This is a genomic window from Alkalihalophilus marmarensis DSM 21297, from assembly GCF_000474275.2.
GTDB lineage: Bacteria > Bacillota > Bacilli > Bacillales > Bacillaceae_D > Alkalihalophilus > Alkalihalophilus marmarensis.
The window spans coordinates 16,790-34,775 of sequence record NZ_ATAE01000033.1 but is presented as its reverse complement, the minus strand read 5'-3'; the positions used below and the strand labels follow the sequence as shown (position 1 = coordinate 34,775).

Annotated in this window: 22 protein-coding genes and 1 riboswitch; of the genes, 19 read left to right on the top strand and 3 right to left on the bottom strand. The window is 42.3% G+C overall.

Annotation, left to right across the window (positions count from 1 at the left end; genetic code table 11):
* The first annotated feature begins 78 nt into the window (after positions 1 to 78).
* Positions 79 to 162: riboswitch (cyclic di-GMP riboswitch) on the top strand.
* Positions 163 to 250: 88 nt separating this feature from the next.
* From A33I_RS12180 to A33I_RS12115, 14 genes are all read left to right on the top strand, one after another.
* On the top strand, positions 251 to 715 hold the full coding sequence (locus A33I_RS12180; RefSeq protein WP_022628690.1) for a type II secretion system protein: 465 nt from the start codon (positions 251 to 253) through the stop codon (positions 713 to 715).
* Positions 716 to 793: 78 nt separating this feature from the next.
* Entirely contained in the window at positions 794 to 1,555 is a 762-nt protein-coding gene (locus A33I_RS12175) for a prepilin peptidase (RefSeq protein ID WP_022628689.1), read from the top strand.
* 48 nt (positions 1,556 to 1,603) lie between these two features.
* Complete coding sequence (gene pilM, locus A33I_RS12170) at positions 1,604 to 2,584, top strand: type IV pilus biogenesis protein PilM (protein WP_022628688.1); 981 nt, start codon at positions 1,604 to 1,606, stop codon at positions 2,582 to 2,584.
* The gene (locus A33I_RS12165) at positions 2,584 to 3,174 is read left to right on the top strand and encodes a hypothetical protein (protein ID WP_022628687.1); all 591 of its coding nucleotides are present in this window, start codon (positions 2,584 to 2,586) and stop codon (positions 3,172 to 3,174) included. Before pilM ends, A33I_RS12165 begins: the two co-directional genes overlap by 1 nt.
* Positions 3,171 to 3,950, top strand: coding sequence for a hypothetical protein (locus A33I_RS12160; protein WP_022628686.1), 780 nt, complete (start codon positions 3,171 to 3,173; stop codon positions 3,948 to 3,950). The genes A33I_RS12165 and A33I_RS12160 overlap by 4 nt, the downstream gene beginning before the upstream one ends.
* Before the next feature lie 129 nt (positions 3,951 to 4,079).
* Positions 4,080 to 5,264: a hypothetical protein gene (locus tag A33I_RS12155; RefSeq protein WP_022628685.1), complete on the top strand. Its 1,185-nt coding sequence runs from the start codon at positions 4,080 to 4,082 to the stop codon at positions 5,262 to 5,264.
* A 148-nt stretch (positions 5,265 to 5,412) separates the two neighbouring features.
* Positions 5,413 to 5,994 carry a Maf family protein gene (locus A33I_RS12150; RefSeq protein WP_022628684.1) on the top strand — a complete coding sequence of 194 codons (582 nt, stop codon included), beginning with the start codon at positions 5,413 to 5,415 and terminating at the stop codon, positions 5,992 to 5,994.
* Between the two features lie 64 nt (positions 5,995 to 6,058).
* A complete protein-coding gene (gene radC, locus A33I_RS12145; RefSeq protein WP_022628683.1) occupies positions 6,059 to 6,751 on the top strand; it encodes a RadC family protein in 693 nt (230 codons plus the stop codon).
* A 195-nt stretch (positions 6,752 to 6,946) separates the two neighbouring features.
* Positions 6,947 to 7,987 carry a rod shape-determining protein gene (locus A33I_RS12140; protein ID WP_022628682.1) on the top strand — a complete coding sequence of 347 codons (1,041 nt, stop codon included), beginning with the start codon at positions 6,947 to 6,949 and terminating at the stop codon, positions 7,985 to 7,987.
* Positions 7,988 to 8,000: 13 nt separating this feature from the next.
* Positions 8,001 to 8,873, top strand: a complete 873-nt coding sequence (gene mreC / locus A33I_RS12135; protein ID WP_012959907.1) for a rod shape-determining protein MreC — start codon at positions 8,001 to 8,003, stop codon at positions 8,871 to 8,873.
* On the top strand, positions 8,873 to 9,397 hold the full coding sequence (mreD, locus tag A33I_RS12130) for a rod shape-determining protein MreD (protein ID WP_022628681.1): 525 nt from the start codon (positions 8,873 to 8,875) through the stop codon (positions 9,395 to 9,397). The genes mreC and mreD overlap by 1 nt, the downstream gene beginning before the upstream one ends.
* 277 nt (positions 9,398 to 9,674) lie before the next feature.
* Positions 9,675 to 10,361, top strand: coding sequence for a septum site-determining protein MinC (gene minC, locus A33I_RS12125; RefSeq protein ID WP_022628680.1), 687 nt, complete (start codon positions 9,675 to 9,677; stop codon positions 10,359 to 10,361).
* 27 nt (positions 10,362 to 10,388) lie between these two features.
* Positions 10,389 to 11,183 carry a septum site-determining protein MinD gene (gene minD / locus A33I_RS12120; protein WP_022628679.1) on the top strand — a complete coding sequence of 265 codons (795 nt, stop codon included), beginning with the start codon at positions 10,389 to 10,391 and terminating at the stop codon, positions 11,181 to 11,183.
* 102 nt (positions 11,184 to 11,285) lie between these two features.
* Positions 11,286 to 11,801 carry a type 1 glutamine amidotransferase domain-containing protein gene (locus A33I_RS12115; RefSeq protein WP_022628678.1) on the top strand — a complete coding sequence of 172 codons (516 nt, stop codon included), beginning with the start codon at positions 11,286 to 11,288 and terminating at the stop codon, positions 11,799 to 11,801.
* A 36-nt stretch (positions 11,802 to 11,837) separates the two neighbouring features.
* On the opposite strand, the gene moaC is transcribed toward A33I_RS12115, so the two are convergent.
* Positions 11,838 to 12,320: a cyclic pyranopterin monophosphate synthase MoaC gene (gene moaC / locus A33I_RS12110; protein ID WP_022628677.1), complete on the bottom strand. Its 483-nt coding sequence runs from the start codon at positions 12,318 to 12,320 to the stop codon at positions 11,838 to 11,840.
* Between the two features lie 122 nt (positions 12,321 to 12,442).
* On the opposite strand from moaC, the gene A33I_RS12105 reads away from it, so the two are divergent.
* The 5 genes from A33I_RS12105 (at position 12,443) to moaD (ending at position 15,598) form a co-directional block, all read left to right on the top strand.
* On the top strand, positions 12,443 to 12,955 hold the full coding sequence (locus tag A33I_RS12105; protein WP_022628676.1) for a MogA/MoaB family molybdenum cofactor biosynthesis protein: 513 nt from the start codon (positions 12,443 to 12,445) through the stop codon (positions 12,953 to 12,955).
* Positions 12,956 to 13,126: 171 nt separating this feature from the next.
* A complete protein-coding gene (locus tag A33I_RS12100) occupies positions 13,127 to 14,392 on the top strand; it encodes a molybdopterin molybdotransferase MoeA (RefSeq protein WP_031311611.1) in 1,266 nt (421 codons plus the stop codon).
* A complete protein-coding gene (mobB, locus tag A33I_RS12095) occupies positions 14,383 to 14,895 on the top strand; it encodes a molybdopterin-guanine dinucleotide biosynthesis protein B (RefSeq protein WP_022628674.1) in 513 nt (170 codons plus the stop codon). Before A33I_RS12100 ends, mobB begins: the two co-directional genes overlap by 10 nt.
* Positions 14,895 to 15,359 (top strand): molybdenum cofactor biosynthesis protein MoaE, encoded by a 465-nt coding sequence (locus tag A33I_RS12090; protein ID WP_022628673.1) that lies wholly within the window; start codon positions 14,895 to 14,897, stop codon positions 15,357 to 15,359. Before mobB ends, A33I_RS12090 begins: the two co-directional genes overlap by 1 nt.
* Positions 15,359 to 15,598 (top strand): molybdopterin converting factor subunit 1, encoded by a 240-nt coding sequence (gene moaD, locus A33I_RS12085; protein ID WP_022628672.1) that lies wholly within the window; start codon positions 15,359 to 15,361, stop codon positions 15,596 to 15,598. The genes A33I_RS12090 and moaD overlap by 1 nt, the downstream gene beginning before the upstream one ends.
* Before the next feature lie 853 nt (positions 15,599 to 16,451).
* On the opposite strand, the gene A33I_RS12080 is transcribed toward moaD, so the two are convergent.
* Positions 16,452 to 17,375, bottom strand: a complete 924-nt coding sequence (locus A33I_RS12080; RefSeq protein ID WP_022628671.1) for an aldo/keto reductase — start codon at positions 17,373 to 17,375, stop codon at positions 16,452 to 16,454.
* A gap of 14 nt (positions 17,376 to 17,389) precedes the next feature.
* Entirely contained in the window at positions 17,390 to 17,980 is a 591-nt protein-coding gene (gene mobA / locus A33I_RS12075) for a molybdenum cofactor guanylyltransferase (protein ID WP_022628670.1), read from the bottom strand.
* Between the last annotated feature and the right edge of the window lie 6 nt (positions 17,981 to 17,986).

Here is a 17,986-nt window from a genome sequence, read left to right as displayed (position 1 = left end):
TAGACAAATGAAGGATTTGCCAGTATGATTTCTGTAGAACCAATCTACTAGACATTTATACTTATAAAAGTATATGAATTTCATATGGAACGTGATGAAAAGCTATCTGTACATGGGCACTTGGGTAGTTTGGAGCAGCTAGTGCAACCGGCCAATTTTGTCATGACTACATGCAGGATTGGTTTTTTATATGCAGAGAGTTACTAAAGACGCGTGAACAGATGAAAATTGAAAAATGGAGGACACGATGATGATGAAAAAATGGTTAAAACAGACGAAAAATGAAAAAGGCTTAACGCTGGTTGAGCTGTTGGCAGTTGTTGTGATTTTAGGTATTATTGCTGCGATAGCAGTGCCGAGTATTGGGAATATTATTGAGAATAGTAAGAAGGACTCAGCAATATCAAATGCCCAACAGGTATTAAACGCTGCGAGGTTGTATGCTGCAGGTGGAGGAGAGATTGATGATGAAACAACAATAGATTATAGTAACACCGATGAGGATGCTGATAATCTAATTGCAGAATACCATGAGGGTTTAGTTAACCCTTGGGGAGATGGAGAAGTAACCTATACAGTAGAATTCGAAGGTGGAAGTCCTTTAATTGAAATGACTTATTCAGGTGGAAAATGTGATATTGGACAGGGGACAGACGGCGCGGTAAATGCTCAGTTCCTCAGTAGTAATTCAAGAGATGATATTTGTTCTGAATAAGCAGCAAAAAAGCCTATCCCCCAGATAGGCTTTTTCACTACACAAATTCTGAAAATCCTTACACCTTAGGAGGCCTTGATGGTTGATTGGTTGTTTATTGGTTATTTATTTGTATTCGGCCTGACGTTTGGGTCCTTTTTTAATGTCGTCGGGCTGCGTGTGCCAGCGGGGGAATCAATTGTCGCCCCGCGTTCGCATTGTACGACCTGTGACCGGGATTTATCGACGCGTGAGCTGATCCCTGTTCTTTCTTATCTTTTTCAAAAGGGAAAGTGCCGCGGCTGCGGAACAAAAATTTCTCCGCTTTATCCGTTTGTAGAACTCGCAACTGGCTTGGCGTTCAGCGGGGCGTACGTGCTGCTTGGCTGGTCGTATGAATTAATTGTGGCTCTTTTACTTGTTTCGCTTCTTGCTATTATTTTTGTCAGCGATATTCGCTACATGTTAATTCCAAATAAGATCTTATTATTTTTTACGCCGTTCTTTCTGCTTTTACGTTTGACGGTAGCACCGCTTGATCCGTGGTGGTCTAGTCTTGTGGGATCGGCTGTTGGATTTGGGTTGCTTCTCCTTATTGCGGTGATCAGTCGAGGAGGAATGGGTGGTGGAGATATTAAGCTGTTTGCCGTGCTTGGACTTGTTCTTGGCTGGCAGGACGTGCTGCTTGCCTTTTTCTTTTCATGCTTATACGGAACAGTGATTGCTGGAATTGGGATGGCGGCTGGAAAAGTAAAACGCAAAAAGCCGATTCCATTCGGTCCTTTTATCGTACTCGGAGCTCTAACGGCTTATTTTTATGGAAATTCTCTAGTCCAATGGTACATAGGTCTATTCTTATAGTAAACTACGTATAAGAAGATATTTTTATAGAGAAATGGTGAATAGCAGATGAACCTTTTTCAACAACCAAATCAAAAGCGGCATGCCTTTATTATTAAAGATCATGTTATTCGCTATATAGGAAGCAAGCAGCCTGATCTCCTGCACATCACTCAAATAAAAGAGCGTTATTTACCTGTTGGGATTGTCGTTAACGGCCAGATTGAAGACATGACGACCTTTGTGACGATTTTGACAGAGTGCGTGGAAGAGTGGAAGCTGAAAAGACAACGGATTCAATTTTGTCTGCCGCAGCAGCATACAATTATTCGCACTCATTTTATTGATGGAACGATTCCCGATGAAGAAGTGAAGGGGCAGCTTTATTTAGATTTAGGAGAGAGCCTTTTGCTGCCGTTTGATGATCCGATTTTTGACTTTAAAGTAATTGGAATGCGTGACGGTCAGAAGGAAGTGCTGCTCTTTGCTTCAAGAGAATCCGTTCTTAATCAATACATAGATGCCTTTTCTGAAGTCCACCTGAAGCCGAATGCAGCTGATCTATCAACGCTTTCAGCCTACCGGTTGTTTTTTGAAAATGGACAAGTTGAGACGGGTGCCTATGTGATTCAAGTGCAGATTGACGCAATGGTCACAACGATTACTATTTTTAAAGATCATCATCCATTATTTTTAAGCACGATTCTCTCAGAACTTGACCAGGAAGGCTGGTCTTTAACAGGTGAAGGGGACGTGACCCGTCTAGCATGGACAAATGAAGCGGAAGAAATGGAAGAAGCCATTGAAGAATGTGTCCGTGAAGTGGAAAAAGTGATGAATTTCTATCAGTTCAATGTTTTAAAAGGCGAGGGAGAAATGAGCCAAATGCTGCTTTGTGGCGATCATCCTTATCTCTCTCAATTTGAGGCAGCGTTTAGTGAACGGCTCATGCTTGAAATTGCTGGCTTGTCTGAGCAAACGAAAAATGATGCGCCGGTAAGGTACTATGATGCCCAAGGCCTTGTGTTGAAAAAAGAGGTGTATCGTTAATGCTCGTTGAAGTAAATTTATTACCCGAAAAGCCTAAAAAAAATTATACGAGTATTTTATATGCAGGGGCCTTTTTATTTCTATTGCTTTTAGCGGTGTTAACGACGTTCTTATTCCAGCGTCATCTGACACAAGAGGTGCAGGTGGTAAATGACCAAGTCTACAACGTTCAGCTGGAGTCTGCTCAAATAAGGCAGGAGCTGACAGGGCTTGAATGGACAGATGCTAAGCAGATTGAGACGGCAGCTGCCGCTGTTGAGGGGCAGATCATCCCCGCATCCTCTGTCACGAGCTACATCGTATCTCTATTGCCTGAGCGCGGTTTCATTCAATATTTCACTTACACACAGCCGCATTCCATTCTAGTGGATGTGCATTTTGATAGATTAGAAGAAATTGCCCAGTACCATGAAGCTTTAGAGAGCAGTTCACTTACAACTTCAGTACGACTCTCTGTCATTGACAGCCATGAAATGCTCGATGATGAGCAGCATGATATAAACTTTGATGAAGTGAAATCACGTTACCTTGCCAGCTTTGAATTAACTTTAGACCGAGAAGAAGGTCGATCTTTAGGTGATGAACAATGAGAGAAATACGGCTTGATAAAAGAATATGGATTTCTCTTTGCAGTTTGCTGTTAATCGGCTTTCTTATCTGGCTGTTTTTTAGTTTTATCCGTCCAATCCAGCTAGAAAAAGAAGCGGCCCTAGTGGAGCTTGAATATGAACAGGCGCAGTTAGCTGGCGTGATTGAAGAGGCGGAAGAGGAACCGTTAGAAGTGATTGAATCCTCGATGATGATCCAGCGTAAGCTTCCGGTGCGTCCGCTTGTTGACCAGCTGCTATTGACCTTTGCGAGAGCAGAAGGAATGGCTGATGCTTACATCCTCTCTATCGATATCCAAGATGAAGCAGAAGGTGTCTGGTTTGGCGAGACAGGAGAGACATCTATCGAGGTTGAGCAGGATCTAGAGCAAGATAATGAGCCCGAAGAGTTAGAGGACTTTATTGAGGTTGAAGAAGAGGAAGAACCTGTACCTTCAGCCCCTCCTGAAGCTGCCTCATCAGTAGAAGGGCTAGAAGTGATTCGTTTTGTGCTTCGTGTCCGTACAAATGAATATGCAGGGCTGGCACGATTTGCTGAAGAACTAGATCGTAATGATCGATTAATGAGTATTGATTCGATTACGTACGCGGCACCGAATGAACGAGTGTTAGTCGAAGATGAGCAGGAAGCGCTTGAATTTTTGATGACGGTATCGGCTTTTTATTATCCATTAGATGAGCCTGATTTAGAACAAGAACTTCCGCAAGTTGATTATCCAAGACCGGCTAATAAGAGTTCGCCATTATACAATCAGTAGACGAAGACATCCATTTCTTCGTCTCTTTTTTTTAATTAGTTTATTCTAGTTTTTTTATTCTCTCGTTCTATCATTTCACCTCCGTTAATAGACTAGGAGTAAGAACATGTTGAAAGGAGCAGGTGCTGTATGGAGAGGGACAAGCGCACCATATCAATTCGCTTGAACAACAAAGAACAAGAATACAAAGAACAAGAATACAAAGAACAAGAATACAAAGAACATGAATACGATCTGCATGAAGAAGAACAAGAATACAAAAGCCAAGACCGAGTGTTTAATGAAGCAAAAGAAGAAATTACGGCGGCTAGGGATGAACGGTATGAACGGTACGATGAAGAGCTAGAGGATGCACCTATACCCAAGCCTGATAATGTGATCGATTTTACCGAGCGGCATACAGAGCGAGAAAAGGGGAAAGGTCCTTTTTGGGATGATGGAAACCGTGAAAGCGGACCGAAGCTTCCGGTCAACCGAAAAAAGAAATCACAGCGTTCGTTTACGTTTTCGCTTCCCTCGCTGCCTAATTTTTCTTCGCTGAAATCATTTTCACTCATACCTATTGCCATTATTTTATCTGCCATTATTGTCGGGATTAGTTTCGGAGTCGTTGTGTTAAATGTCTTCACAGGCGGCGGGGAGAATGCAGCGGTAAGTGAGCCGGTCCAACAAGCGAGTTCTGAGGCGGCACCTACTTTCCAAGCGATAGACGGCGGTTTGCCCACTTTAAGTGTAGAAGTGATTCAAGGAGGCGCCTTCTCCACAGTTGAAAAGGGGCAAGAAATGGTGTCGGTGTTTCAAAACAGTGGACTAGCTGCTGTGTTAACAGATACGACGGATCCTCTTTATTTGTTTGTCGGACTAGGGGCTGACAGAGGAGATACGACGTCGCTTGCTGCCATTCTAGAGAACGAAGGTAAAGAAACGTATTTAAAATCTTATCAAGTCAGCGGAGAAGGGTTAGCTGCTGCTAGTGAGAATGCTGCGGCATGGTACACCGATGCCTTATCTATCTTTAACAGCATGCTGACCCTCACGACAAACAGCTTAGCAAAAGGTTCTGGTATTTCAGATGCGGACATTCAAGCTGTTACAAAGGAGCTGACGGTTCTTCATGAAGGAAGAGAAGAGGCTCTTGCAGAAATTCCTGAGGCGGCGCAAGCTTCGACATTGCTGCTTGGTACCGAGCTTGATTCATCACTAGGACATCTCGCTGGTTTTATGAATTCAAACGACCAAAAAGAATTATGGAAGGCTCAGCAGTCGTTACTGCGTGTATTACTGGCATACGAGCAGGTCGTAGAATTTTATTAAGATCATTCAGCCTAAAAAAGAAGACTCTCTTTTCTTTTTTAGGCTTTTTCGTTTGAATGTTCTGAATACGATTGTGGTTATTAGGATTATTTGGTATTCTGTACATAACCTTGTACAATGAAGAAAAACATTGTTGAGGTGACCCTTCATGAAACCCTTTATTTTAGCCTCCGGTTCCCCAAGGCGCAAAGAGCTTCTTAAGCAGGCTCGTTATACATTTTCCATTCAAACAAGTGATGTAGATGAAACCGTAAATCCCCAGTTAACCCCAAGTGAAGTTGTTTGTGAACTCGCACGTAAAAAAGCTGAAGCTGTGGCACAGAATCATCCTGATGCGGTTGTGTTAGGTTCGGATACGGTTGTAGTATGTAATGATCAGATTTTAGGTAAGCCTAGTGATGCCGCGGAAGCAAAAGCGATGCTCACTTCCTTATCTGACCGCGATCATTCCGTTCTGACAGGTGTAGCTATTTGTGAAAAGGGAGAAGTGACGACGTTCTTTGAAGAAACCGTTGTTCATTTTTATCCATTATCTGAAGAAGATATTGATCAATATCTCGAAACAGGTGAACCCTTTGATAAAGCAGGAGGGTATGGAATCCAAGGATTCGGTGCATATTTAGTTCATTCGATTTCAGGAGACTATAATACAGTTGTCGGTCTGCCTTTAGCGAAAACGATGAGAGAACTCAAGCGCTTCAATATTCACCCTAATATTGATTCACCCTAATATTGATAATAAACGAACTGATCTTTGACAACCCCATACTCTTCTATACCGAAAGGAGAAAGCCATGACGCTGCCCACCCTCCTCATTAGAGATCTTCCTACCCATCAAAGACCAAGAGAGAGAATGCTTAAAGAAGGCGCCAATGTATTAACCAATCAAGAGCTTCTTGCGATCCTTCTTCGAAATGGGACAAAAAAAGAGTCTGCTCTGCAGCTTGCCGGCAAAATGTTAGATTCGTTTGACGGCCTGACTTTATTGCGGACAGCGACGATCGAAGAATTATGTCATATAAATGGAATTGGAACAGCGAAAGCAGTAGAGATCCAAGCAGTGATGGAACTCGGCAAACGGATCCACGCAGTCCCGACTGAAGAAAAATATGTGATACGATCTCCTGAGGATGTGTCTAATTTTGTCATGGAAGATATGCGATTTTTAACGCAAGAGCATTTTATCGCTCTCTATCTGAATACGAAAAATCGTGTCATTCATCGTCATACCTTATTTATTGGCAGTCTGAACGCGAGTATTGTACATCCCAGAGAAGTGTTTAAAGAAGCGTTAAGACGCTCTGCCGCCTCAATCATTTGTTTGCATAATCATCCTTCAGGCGACCCCACACCAAGCCTTGAAGATATAGAAGTGACTAAGCGGCTGAATGAAGCAGGCAAGGTATTAGGTGTCGAATTATTAGATCACGTCATTATCGGTGATCGCAAATTCATTAGTTTAAAAGAGCAGGGCCATATTATTTAGAAAAAGATGCTAGGTAGTTAAGGGTCTCATCAAGGGCAGATAGCCCTTTTGGTAGAAGTTCACGTGTTTCACATTATTTTAAAATGAAACAAAAGGTGGAAATTTTGTGTCGGGGAACTTAAGGCTATTTTTTTTGAGAAATGTTCGATATAATAAAGGTTATGATTTCAGATAAGTCTGAAGGGAGATACATAGATGTTTGGTGGGTTTTCAAAAGATATTGGAATTGATTTAGGAACAGCTAATACACTTGTTTATGTTAAAGGGAAAGGCATCGTAGTGCGTGAGCCGTCAGTGGTTGCATTACGTACAGATACAGGTTCAATTGAAGCAGTAGGAAATGATGCAAAGAATATGATTGGCCGTACGCCAGGAAATATTGTGGCTGTGCGTCCGATGAAAGACGGCGTTATCGCAGATTTTGATACAACAGCTACAATGATTAAATATTTTATTCGCCAAACAGTTAAGAATCGCTCGGTATTCACTCGTAAGCCTTCAGTGATGGTTTGTGTGCCAACAGGGATTACAGCGGTTGAGAAACGCGCCGTAGAAGATGCAACCAAACAAGCGGGCGCAAAAGAGGCTTATACACTTGAAGAGCCGTTTGCAGCAGCGATTGGGGCAGATCTTCCTGTATGGGAGCCGACCGGGAGCATGGTTGTTGATATTGGCGGCGGTACAACAGAAGTCGCGATTATTTCACTTGGCGGAATTGTTACGAGCCAATCAATCCGTGTGGCTGGTGATGAGATGGATGATGCAATCATTCAGTATGTGAAAAAGAGATACAATTTGATGATTGGTGAACGTACGGCTGAGACGTTAAAGATGGAAATTGGCTCAGCAGGAGCACCAGAAGGCGTAGATGATATGGATATCCGCGGACGTGATCTTGTCTCAGGACTTCCTAAGACCATCTCTGTAACAGCAGAAGAAATTTCCAAAGCTCTTGAAGATACAGTTACGACGATTGTAGAATCAGTGAAAAATACGCTTGAGCAATCACCGCCTGAGCTTGCAGCTGATATTATCGACCGCGGAATTGTATTAACAGGCGGCGGAGCTTTATTACGCAATCTTGACCGCGTATTAAGCGATGAAACAAACATGCCGGTAATCGTAGCTGAAAATCCGCTAGATTGTGTGGCCATCGGAACAGGCAGAGCGCTTGAAAATCTACATTTATTCCGTTCAAAAGCTGGGATAACGTCTCGTTCTGATAGAAAATCGTAAGTAGGTGTCTAGCATGCCATCCTTTTTCTCAAACAAAAAATTAATTATTCTTCTTGTCAGCATTATCATTTTGATGGCGCTGATTGGTTATTCGCTTTCTGATCGTGAGAATACAACACGGCCAGAGCAGTTTATGAGAGATACGGTTGGATGGGTGCAGTCTATGTTCTCAAAACCCGCACATTCTGTCGCGGGTTTCTTTGAGAGCGTATCTGATATTCGCAGCGTGTATGAAGAAAATAAACTTCTCAAATCACGTCTTGAAGAATACGCCCAAATCTCCGTAGAACGTAATTTACTTCGCGATGAGAATGAAACCTTGCGCGAAATGATCGACCTTGAAGAAAGTTTAAGTGATTACTTAATGAGACCAGCTGTTGTGATTCACCGTAATCCTGACCGCTGGAATGATTTTATTGCCATCAACCGCGGAAGCCAGCATGGTATTGAACCGAATATGGCGCTCGTTGATTCTCAAGGCGGCTTAATTGGTAAAGTGAAACGGACAAGTCAATTTAGTTCATTTGTGCAATTATTATCTGATAATGACAGGACTAACCGAGTCTCAGCGAAAATTGTCGGTGATCAAGCATTAAATGGCTTTATTGAAGGCTATGACGAGGATCGTGGTCTCCTCATTATGCGGAAGCTCGATATTGAGGCCGAGATCGAAGAAGAGCAAATGGTTACAACCTCTGGACTTGGGGGAGTGTACCCTGAAGGTTTATTAATTGGTGAAGTGGTTGAGGTAGAGCCGGATGAATACGGCTTGACTCAAAATGCCTACATTAAACCGACCGCAGATTACTATTCATTAAATTATGTTTACGTAATCGAGCGTACGAGTACCTCTGTTGATCCAGAGATATTAGAGGAGGATCAGTAGTGAGCCGTGCCTATCTTCCCACACTTTTATTGCTTGCTCTAGTCATTGAAGGAAGTTTATATCCATTTTTCATGCCGGAAAGATACGGTTCTGACCTCATCATGGTTCCGAGATTTCTTGTTGTTCTGCTTGTGTTTATTGGTATCTATACAGGAAGAAGCACAAGCTTAGTTTATGCGCTCTGCTTTGGGGTTATATATGATGTAGTGTATACCGAACTTTTAGGTGTGTATGTGTTTGGGTTTGCTGTTGTTGGTTACGTCTTTGCTTTGTCTTATAAGCAGATCCAAGATAGTATTCTCGTGCCAATTCTTCTTGCCCTTGTCGCTGTGGCATTATTTGATTATTATCAATATGGATTGTTTCGTTTAATCGGCATTACAGATATGGGCGGCCAAGCCTTTGTGTTTGACCGGCTTTTGCCTACCCTGCTTTTAAACGGAGCTTTAGCCATTGTGGTGCTCTATCCGGTGAAGAAACTTTGCATGCATGTTCAGCATAACTCGAGGCTTCGTGAGCGTTAAGGCTCTAAATCGACAAAAACAAAAAAATATTAACAGAGTTCTAGTTAGGAAAGAGGGATTAGCCCCTTACATGTTGAATAAAACTATCAATCACCGATTTGAGCCTTTATACTCATGTTCTTACTTGTTGAATAATTTGGTTGAACGAATAGGTCGAAGTAGACGGTCGAACGAATGAATGGAAACGACAGAAATCGATGCGAGATTCTTCCGATATTTTAGTAGTAAATAGATTTGAGACAGGCTTTAATGCGTGTGTGTCTGAGGTGAACGTTGAATGACGCAGAAAAAACAACATGTTACGATAAAAGGAACGAAAGATGGTCTGAACTTTTTATTAGATGACCGCTGTTCCTATGAAAGTTTACTAGAGGAACTGAAAGAAAAGCTTTCAACAAAGCATTACCAAGGATCAGATGAACCTGATGTGATGGTCAATGTGAAAGTAGGACATCGGTATTTAACAGAAGGTCAAGCCGAAGAAATATCAAGCATTATAACGGAAGGCCGAAACCTGGCTATTGAAGAAATCCATTCAGATGTATTAACGAAAGCGGAAGCTGAGCTGTTAAGGCAGGAATCACAAGTCGTCACCCTTACGAAAATGGTTCGTTCCGGACAAGTTCTAAAAGTCCGAGGCGACCTTTTGTTAATTGGAGATGTGAACCCGAGCGGGACTGTGATGGCGACAGGAAATGTGTATATAATGGGTGCTCTAAAAGGAGTGGCTCATGCAGGTTTTGAAGGAGATACGAAAGCAGTTGTTGCAGCAGCACTTATGAGTCCCACGCAACTCAGGATTGCCGATCAGATTCACCAGTTTGATGAGGGTGACAAAGGAGTGGCAATGGCGAGTGCTTATCTTGATAGCGAGGCCGAGAGTTTTAAGCTTGAGAGAGTTCAAGACTTGATGCGTCAGCGTCCTAATCTTCAAAAGAATGATTCACAAATTATTGATGGATGAAGCGTGGTATAGAAAGGGGTCATGAGCATGGGAGAAGCAATAGTCATTACAAGTGGTAAAGGTGGCGTTGGAAAAACAACAACCTCTGCCAACATCGGTACTTCCCTTGCGCTTAATGGTAAGAAAGTTTGTCTTATTGATACTGATATCGGACTCAGAAACCTTGATGTGGTGATGGGGCTTGAAAACCGAATCATTTATGATTTAGTAGATGTCGTTGAAGGCCGCTGTAAACTGAAGCAAGCGTTAATTAAGGACAAGCGTTTTGAATGTTTATATTTGCTTCCAGCAGCTCAAACAAAAGATAAGCTTTCAGTTGAACCTGAACAAATGAAAGAAATCGTAAACGAATTAAAACAAGAATACGATTATGTATTAATTGATTGTCCGGCAGGGATTGAACAAGGATTTAAAAATGCAGTAGCCGGAGCAGACAAAGCAATTGTTGTTACGACTCCTGAGGTTTCTGCAGTTCGTGATGCCGATCGTATTATTGGACTTTTAGAACAAGAAGAGATTGAAGCTCCTAAGCTCGTTGTAAATAGAATCCGCGGGCATATGATGAAAAACGGGGAAATGCTTGATGTGGACGAAATTTCTTCGATTCTAGCAATTGATTTAATTGGAATCGTTGTAGATGATGAAGATGTCATCAAATACTCCAATAAAGGAGAACCGATCGCCTTACATACTGGAAGTAAAGCATCTATTGCATACCGCAATATTGCTAGACGAATTTTAGGTGAAGCTGTTCCGTTAATGTCTTTAGAAGAGGATAAGGGACTCTTTGCAAAAATTAAACAATTTTTTGGCGTTCGTTAAACCACCTGTTCTCGGGTGGTTTTTTTCTTGCTTATCTTTATGTTTAATCACTTCAACAAAGGGTATTCTATCACTAGAGTTAAACTAGAAGGAGTGATTATGTTGAGTAAGAAGATTGCAGTAGTTGTCACAGACTTATTTGAGGATGTTGAATACACAGATCCAGTTCATGCTTTTAAGGAAGCAGGACATGAGATTGTAACGGTTGAAAAAGAATCAGGCAATAAAGTAACAGGCAAAAATGATGAAGAAACTGTAACAATTGATAAAGGGATTGACGATGTTTCTCCAGGTGACTTCGATGCCCTCTTCATTCCAGGAGGCTTCTCACCTGATATTTTACGCGGTGATGACCGTTTTGTTCAATTTGCTAAATCATTTGTAGATGATGGCAAGCCTGTTATGGCGATCTGTCATGGTCCGCAGTTACTCATAACAGCAGAAGTATTGAAAGACAGAGATGTGACTGGATTCAAGTCCATTCACGTAGATTTGAAAAATGCAGGAGCGAAACTGCATGATGAGGAAGTAGTCGTTTGCGGCGGTAACTTAGTCACAAGCCGAACGCCAGATGATCTTCCGGCATTTAACAGAGAATCATTAAAGGTATTAGGATAAAAAGATGCCCCCATTTTATTGGGGGCATTCGTTCTGTTAAGCGCGGTGATAATCGCCATTTTTACCGCCGCTCTTGTGGCTTAAGTACGTTTGACCGATCACCATTCCTTTATCTATTGCTTTACACATGTCATAAACGGTAAGGGCTGTAGCGCTGGCAGCTGTTAATGCTTCCATTTCTACTCCCGTTTTCCCTTTTGTTTTCACCTCAGCTTCGATCTTGAGCACCCATTTTTGTTCTTGCTGTTCCCATGAAAAGTGGATGTTGATGCCAGTAAGGGAGAGTGGGTGGCACATCGGGATCCATTGTGACGTGTTTTTAGCCGCCATAATACCAGCCACTTGGGCAACAGAGAGAACATCACCTTTTCCAATCTTTCCTTCCTCAATCTTTTGATGAATCTCATTTGTTACTTGAATGCTTGTATGAGCAATGGCTGTTCTTGTTGTTTCTTGTTTATCAGAAATATCAACCATTTTGGCGCGTCCTTGTTCATTAAAATGGGTCAGTTCACTCATCCTAGTTCATCGCTCCTTTTTAAGCTGCTTTCCCGTCATTTGAGGGGATTGCCTTTTGTTGTTGGATATCTGTGTTATCATAATGGAAAAGTTATTTTTTTGTCAATTTAGGGGGAATCAACATGTCAGTAGAACAACATAAAAAAGAAGCGCCAGCTGAAGTGCGTTGTATGATTTTAACAGTTTCAGATACAAAATCGTATGATACAGATAAAAGCGGAACGTTAATCCGTGAAATGTTAGAAGAGGGCGGGCATAGTGTAACAGAATACCAGATTGTCCGTGACGAATACAGCCAAATCCAGCATTGGTTAAAGATTGCAGCGAGCCGTGCTGATATTGATACCATTTTAATTAATGGGGGTACAGGAATTGCATTGCGTGATACGACGTATGAAGCCGTTCGTGACAGTTTGGATAAAGAAATGCCTGGGTTTGGGGAAGTGTTCCGTTATTTAAGCTTTGTCGAAGATATTGGAACAGCAGCTATTTTAAGCCGCGCGATTGCTGGTGTCAGAGATGGAAAAGCCATCTTTTCAATGCCAGGATCACCAGGTGCGGTCAAGCTTGCAATGAACCGAATCATTGTGCCAGAGCTTGGCCATGTAATGAGAGAGATTTTAAAAGATCGTTAATAGTCAGAATACAGATGAGGCCGCAACGATGATTTGCGGGCTTATTCCGCTTTAATAAAACTATTTTCTTTTGTATAATGAAAGGAATTTCTTATGTGTAAAAAAGAGAGTCCTGTTGATAGAAAGATAGAAAGATACAAAGATAGAAAGATAGATAGCGAGGTGTTTCATTTGGTAGAAAGAAGAAAGCCGATCGCAGTTTCTGAAGCGGTTACACGAGTGATGAAGTACATAAAAGAAGGAAGAGTAGAGATGGTCTCCATTGACGAATGTGATGGATACTATTTAGCGGAAGAAATAAAGGCAGATCATGATGTGCCGCCTTTTGACAAATCTCCATATGATGGATTTGCCATCCGTGCAGAAGATACGGTTTCTGCAACAAGAGAACACCCTGTCACTTTAGAAGTAATTGAAGAAATAGGGGCAGGGTCGGTTGCTTTCAAATCCTTAAAAGAGGGAGAAGCAATCCGGATTATGACAGGCGCTCAAATTCCAGCTACTGCAGATGCGGTGGTGCAGTTTGAGTTAACAAGAGAATTTAAAGAAGCTGAGCGGGATTTTATAGAAATTAAGCGTTCGTTTCTAGCAGGGGACAATGTGTCAAAGCAAGGTGAAGATACGACCAAAGGATCTAAATTAGTTTCAAAAGGAGCTAAAATCACACCCGGGGTCAAGGCGCTGCTTGCAACGTTTGGATATGTAAAGGTACCAGTGTTTCAGAAGCCTAAAGTAGGAATCTTTGCGACAGGAACAGAGCTGCTTGATGTGGGTGATGAACTTGTACCTGGAAAGATCCGTAACAGCAATGCCTACATGACAGCCGGACAGCTAAAAAAAGCGGGAGCAGAGCCTGTTTATTTTGGGAAGCTGGTAGATGATTTTGATCAATGCTATGAAGCAATAAGCAATGCGATCGATCAAGTTGATTTTTTAATCACAACTGGGGGAGTATCTGTAGGCGATTATGATTATCTGCCTGCCATTTATGAGAAGTTAGGAGCAGAGGTATTATTTAATAAGGTTGGTATGAGGCCAGGTAGTGTGACAACGGTCGCTGCGCTAGGCGATAAACTGTTATTCGGTTTATCGGGCAACCCGTCGGCATGCTATGTCGGCTTTGAGCTTTTTGTTCGTCCGATCCTTCTATCTAGCTTCAGCTATGACAAGCCTCATCTGCAAAAGGAAAAGGCTGTGTTGGATGCTGACTTTCCTAAACCTAACCCGTTTACACGTTTTGTGCGCAGCAGGGTAAGCATTAAAGAGGGGCGTCTTCACGTGATTCCTACCGGTCTTGATAAATCAGGTTCTGTTACCTCGCTTAGTGATGCAAATGCTTTGATCTTGCTGCCGGGCGGGACAAGAGGATTTACAACTGGAATGGATGTTGAGGTGCTCTTATTGGATGGTGAGGGAAGCAAGTGGCCGTGGGAGTAAATTCTATCATTCAAGTGGTAGGGTATAAAAACAGCGGAAAAACAACGTTAATCGAGAAAGTCATTGCTGACCTAGCTGAAAGAGGTATGAGGATAGGGACTATCAAGCACCATGGACATGCGACCGAGCTTGTATCTCTAGATTATGGCACAGATTCATGGAAACATCGTCAAGCTGGTGCTGCTGCAAGTCTCGTCATGAATGAAGATGGTGCTCTGCAATTGCAGGCGGCCCAAGAACAAAAGCCATCACTAGATCAACTGCTGGCAATGTATCAAACTCTTGATCTTGATGGAGTCCTTGTGGAAGGGTTTAAGCAAGAAGATTACCCGAAACTAATCATTGTAAAGGAAGAGAGTGATCTTAAGCTAGTCGATACATTAAAACAGGTAGAAGCAATTGTGACTGCCTTGCCAATAAAGAGAGTGGACTTGCCGGTGTTTCATTTGAATGATGCCGCACGGATTAGTGAATGGATTATAACGCGTTGGGAGAAGAAATAATGGAGAATTTATACGAGATTACAAGAGATCCAATTAGTATAGAAGCAATCGTGAAAAAAGTAGAACATCCTCATGCAGGTGCGATTAACACATTTATCGGCACGGTTCGAGAGCTTACACATGGAAAGCGTACCATTTATTTAGCTTATGAAGCATACGAGTCAATGGCTGTTAAAAAACTTGCACAAATTGGGGAAGAGATTCAGAAGAAGTGGCCGGATACAAGAATAGCCATCACACATCGGATTGGACAGCTTGAAATTAGTGAAATAGCTGTTGTGATTGCGGTTTCTACTCCTCACCGTAACGACTCCTATGAAGCGAGCCGTTATGCGATTGAACGTATTAAAGAAATTGTACCGATCTGGAAGAAGGAGCATTGGGAAGACGGAGAAAAATGGATGGGCGATCAGCTTGAAAAAGTAGCCTATCCAACTGGTAAACCACCTAAAGGAGACGAATGATGATTACGTTATTATTATTTGCTGAGTTAGCGGAGCGTCTGAACACAAAAGAAATGCAAATCGATGCTTCAGGAAAAACGCTTGAAGAAGTGAAAGAAATGGTAAAAGAGCAGCACGAGGGAATTGCGCATGTAGTTGATCAATCGATGATTGCTGTAAACGAAGAATATGCAGAAGATACAGAAATCCTTAAAGATGGTGATGTGATTGCGTTTATCCCTCCAGTTAGCGGCGGGTAATAGAGCAGGCAAATAAGTGAGTTAGGGATGTAACTGTAGAATTTACCATCACTAATGCGGCCTGGATATTTTGCTCCTTAACTATACCTCGCTTTTCATGGGGACTCGAGCAGAAGTCCCGCATAGCTTTTTTTTCGGGGAGTTAGAAGATTTTAGATAGGTTACAATTTAGCTCAAGTGAAAAACAAAATGCAGTGTAGGTATAAACTCGCCGCTCCTGAACTATACTTCGCTTTTCACGGGGAGCTAGTGAGCTTCTTCGGGCAAAGCCCTGTGGGATCTCACTCCTGCTCTAGGCCCCGTAGAAGTCTCCGTATAGTTCATCCGCTAAAGGACTGCATTGATTAATTATCAAGTGGAGCGATTTAGTTATGGTTCAGTTCAAATTAATAAAAACAGACATCCTTGGGTTCATCTGCTAAGATCACTGAACAGCTGCTTATTATGAGGGTGCACTATATATCATCCTTCCTCCGTTGATAAGAGAGAAGGCGCCGACTCCTGCGGGATGCGCGTGACCAGGGAGACCCCACAGGAGCGTTAGCGACGAGGAGGCTCCCTGGCCGCCCGCGGAAAGCGTGCGCCTGCAGCGGAGATCAACACTTATGTCAAGTAGGGATTTTTCATTGTGTACGTGGCTAGTAGGTATCCTACAAGAGCTGAGCGATGAAGAAGTTTCTACAATGCCCGCGGAAAGCGTGTGCCTTCAGCGGAAATCAATCACCACTTTAGGGGAGGCGCTTATTCAGCGTCCCCCGTTAGTTCTAGTTGAATTTTCTCGATAGTTCATCTGCTGAGTTGCCAGAATTCTCTTTTCTCTGTTCTATTCTCTTATCTTGTAGACTCTTTTTATTTAGCTGCGATGCTGCTCATAGGTAGAGGATTTTGTAAGAGATTTTAGCAATGCTACCTGCTCTTCTGTTAACGGATTTGTTTCTACTGCGCGCACATTATCCTCAATTTGTTCAATACTGCTAGCCCCGCATACGACAGCGGCAACAGTAGGGTGCGCCAGGCAGTAATGCAAAGCAAGCTCAGACAATGGGCGCTTGAATTCATCATGAGATGAAAGTTTATCGAGCACTACTTTTAATTCCTCAAATGAGTAGTCAAGATAACCATCTTCTTGGATTTTTTCTCCTGCTGTGCTGAGAGGTTTTTTGGTTAATAATCCTTTAGCGAGCGGCCCTCTTGCGACAACAGAGGTTTGGTGGTCATCTAATAGAGAAAACCACTCCTCTGGACGGCGGTCAAGCAAGCTGTACTGCATCATCACACTTTCTACATTCGAACGTTTCACATATTCCTTAATCACATTAGGTCTAATCGAAGAGATTCCGTAATGGCGAATTAACCCTTCTTGTTTCAATTCTTCAAACGCTTCAATGGTCTCGTCAATCGGGTCTTCAATGGTTCCGCCATGAAGCTGATAGAGGTCAATGTAATCTGTTTGCAGACGAATTAAACTGTCTTTCACGGCTGATTTAATATGCTTTTTAGAAGGGTCCCATTCCCAGCCTTCCTTGTCCCTCTCAAACCGATTGCCAGCCTTTGTTGCAAGGATCAGATCATTTCTACGATGCTTAATGGCATTGCCGACAAATTGTTCGTTTAATCCTTTATCATAAAGGTCGGCTGTATCAAAATAATTGATACCAGCATCTAGAGCCGCATCGATGATTTGAGTGGCATAATTTTGGTCTGTTCCAAGTGACATACAGCCAAGTCCTATTTCACTTACTTCTAAATCTGTTGTCCCTATTTTTCTTTTTTTCAACACATATCTCTCCTTTAATCAAGTTTTGCTTCTGGCCAGTCTTCTGGTTTGTTGACATTGTGAAACGCTTCCGGGTCGAATGAAGAATCAGCTGCTAAATAGGTATCTGCCGCTTCTAGCAAGGCTCCTACTTTATATATTTTTTGATCTAGCAGCTCGCTGATCGAATGCTGCAGACTTTTATGGTAGAGACCGATTAATGGCTGTTTTCGTCCTTCTATAATCGGAATAATGGCTTGTGAAGTTGTTTCCTGTTGGATCTTAATCAGCTTTTTATAGACATCTGTATGTATATAAGGTGTATCACAAGGGGCTGTTACATACCACTCAGCATCTTTTGTACTCATAGCTGTGTATAATCCGGCTAATGGTCCTGACCCTTGATATTTAGGGTGGTCTAGAACAACGGATGTTTTTGTCTTGGCTTTAATGTCTTTTAAGATAGCAGGATGGCAGATAATGAGCTGTTCTTCAGTAAGGTCCTTCAATGCGTCTAAACTATGCATAAAAAATGGCTTGCTCTGATAGTGTGCTAGGGCTTTTTGACGTCCATATCTTCTTGACTGCCCTCCAGCCAAAACAACTCCAAGATATTTTCTCTCCATAAGACC

Coding starts and splice junctions, on each gene's coding strand:
- moaC (WP_022628677.1), bottom strand. CDS start 12,320: ATGAGTGAACTGACCCATTTTAATGAACAAGGACGCGCCAAAATGGTT.
- radC (WP_022628683.1), top strand. CDS start 6,059: ATGACGCTGCCCACCCTCCTCATTAGAGATCTTCCTACCCATCAAAGA.
- A33I_RS12140 (WP_022628682.1), top strand. CDS start 6,947: ATGTTTGGTGGGTTTTCAAAAGATATTGGAATTGATTTAGGAACAGCT.
- A33I_RS12105 (WP_022628676.1), top strand. CDS start 12,443: ATGTCAGTAGAACAACATAAAAAAGAAGCGCCAGCTGAAGTGCGTTGT.
- A33I_RS12155 (WP_022628685.1), top strand. CDS start 4,080: ATGGAGAGGGACAAGCGCACCATATCAATTCGCTTGAACAACAAAGAA.
- A33I_RS12090 (WP_022628673.1), top strand. CDS start 14,895: ATGGAGAATTTATACGAGATTACAAGAGATCCAATTAGTATAGAAGCA.
- minD (WP_022628679.1), top strand. CDS start 10,389: ATGGGAGAAGCAATAGTCATTACAAGTGGTAAAGGTGGCGTTGGAAAA.
- A33I_RS12150 (WP_022628684.1), top strand. CDS start 5,413: ATGAAACCCTTTATTTTAGCCTCCGGTTCCCCAAGGCGCAAAGAGCTT.
- A33I_RS12165 (WP_022628687.1), top strand. CDS start 2,584: ATGCTCGTTGAAGTAAATTTATTACCCGAAAAGCCTAAAAAAAATTAT.
- mreC (WP_012959907.1), top strand. CDS start 8,001: ATGCCATCCTTTTTCTCAAACAAAAAATTAATTATTCTTCTTGTCAGC.
- A33I_RS12180 (WP_022628690.1), top strand. CDS start 251: ATGATGAAAAAATGGTTAAAACAGACGAAAAATGAAAAAGGCTTAACG.
- A33I_RS12175 (WP_022628689.1), top strand. CDS start 794: ATGGTTGATTGGTTGTTTATTGGTTATTTATTTGTATTCGGCCTGACG.
- A33I_RS12160 (WP_022628686.1), top strand. CDS start 3,171: ATGAGAGAAATACGGCTTGATAAAAGAATATGGATTTCTCTTTGCAGT.
- pilM (WP_022628688.1), top strand. CDS start 1,604: ATGAACCTTTTTCAACAACCAAATCAAAAGCGGCATGCCTTTATTATT.
- moaD (WP_022628672.1), top strand. CDS start 15,359: ATGATTACGTTATTATTATTTGCTGAGTTAGCGGAGCGTCTGAACACA.
- mobA (WP_022628670.1), bottom strand. CDS start 17,980: ATGGAGAGAAAATATCTTGGAGTTGTTTTGGCTGGAGGGCAGTCAAGA.
- minC (WP_022628680.1), top strand. CDS start 9,675: ATGACGCAGAAAAAACAACATGTTACGATAAAAGGAACGAAAGATGGT.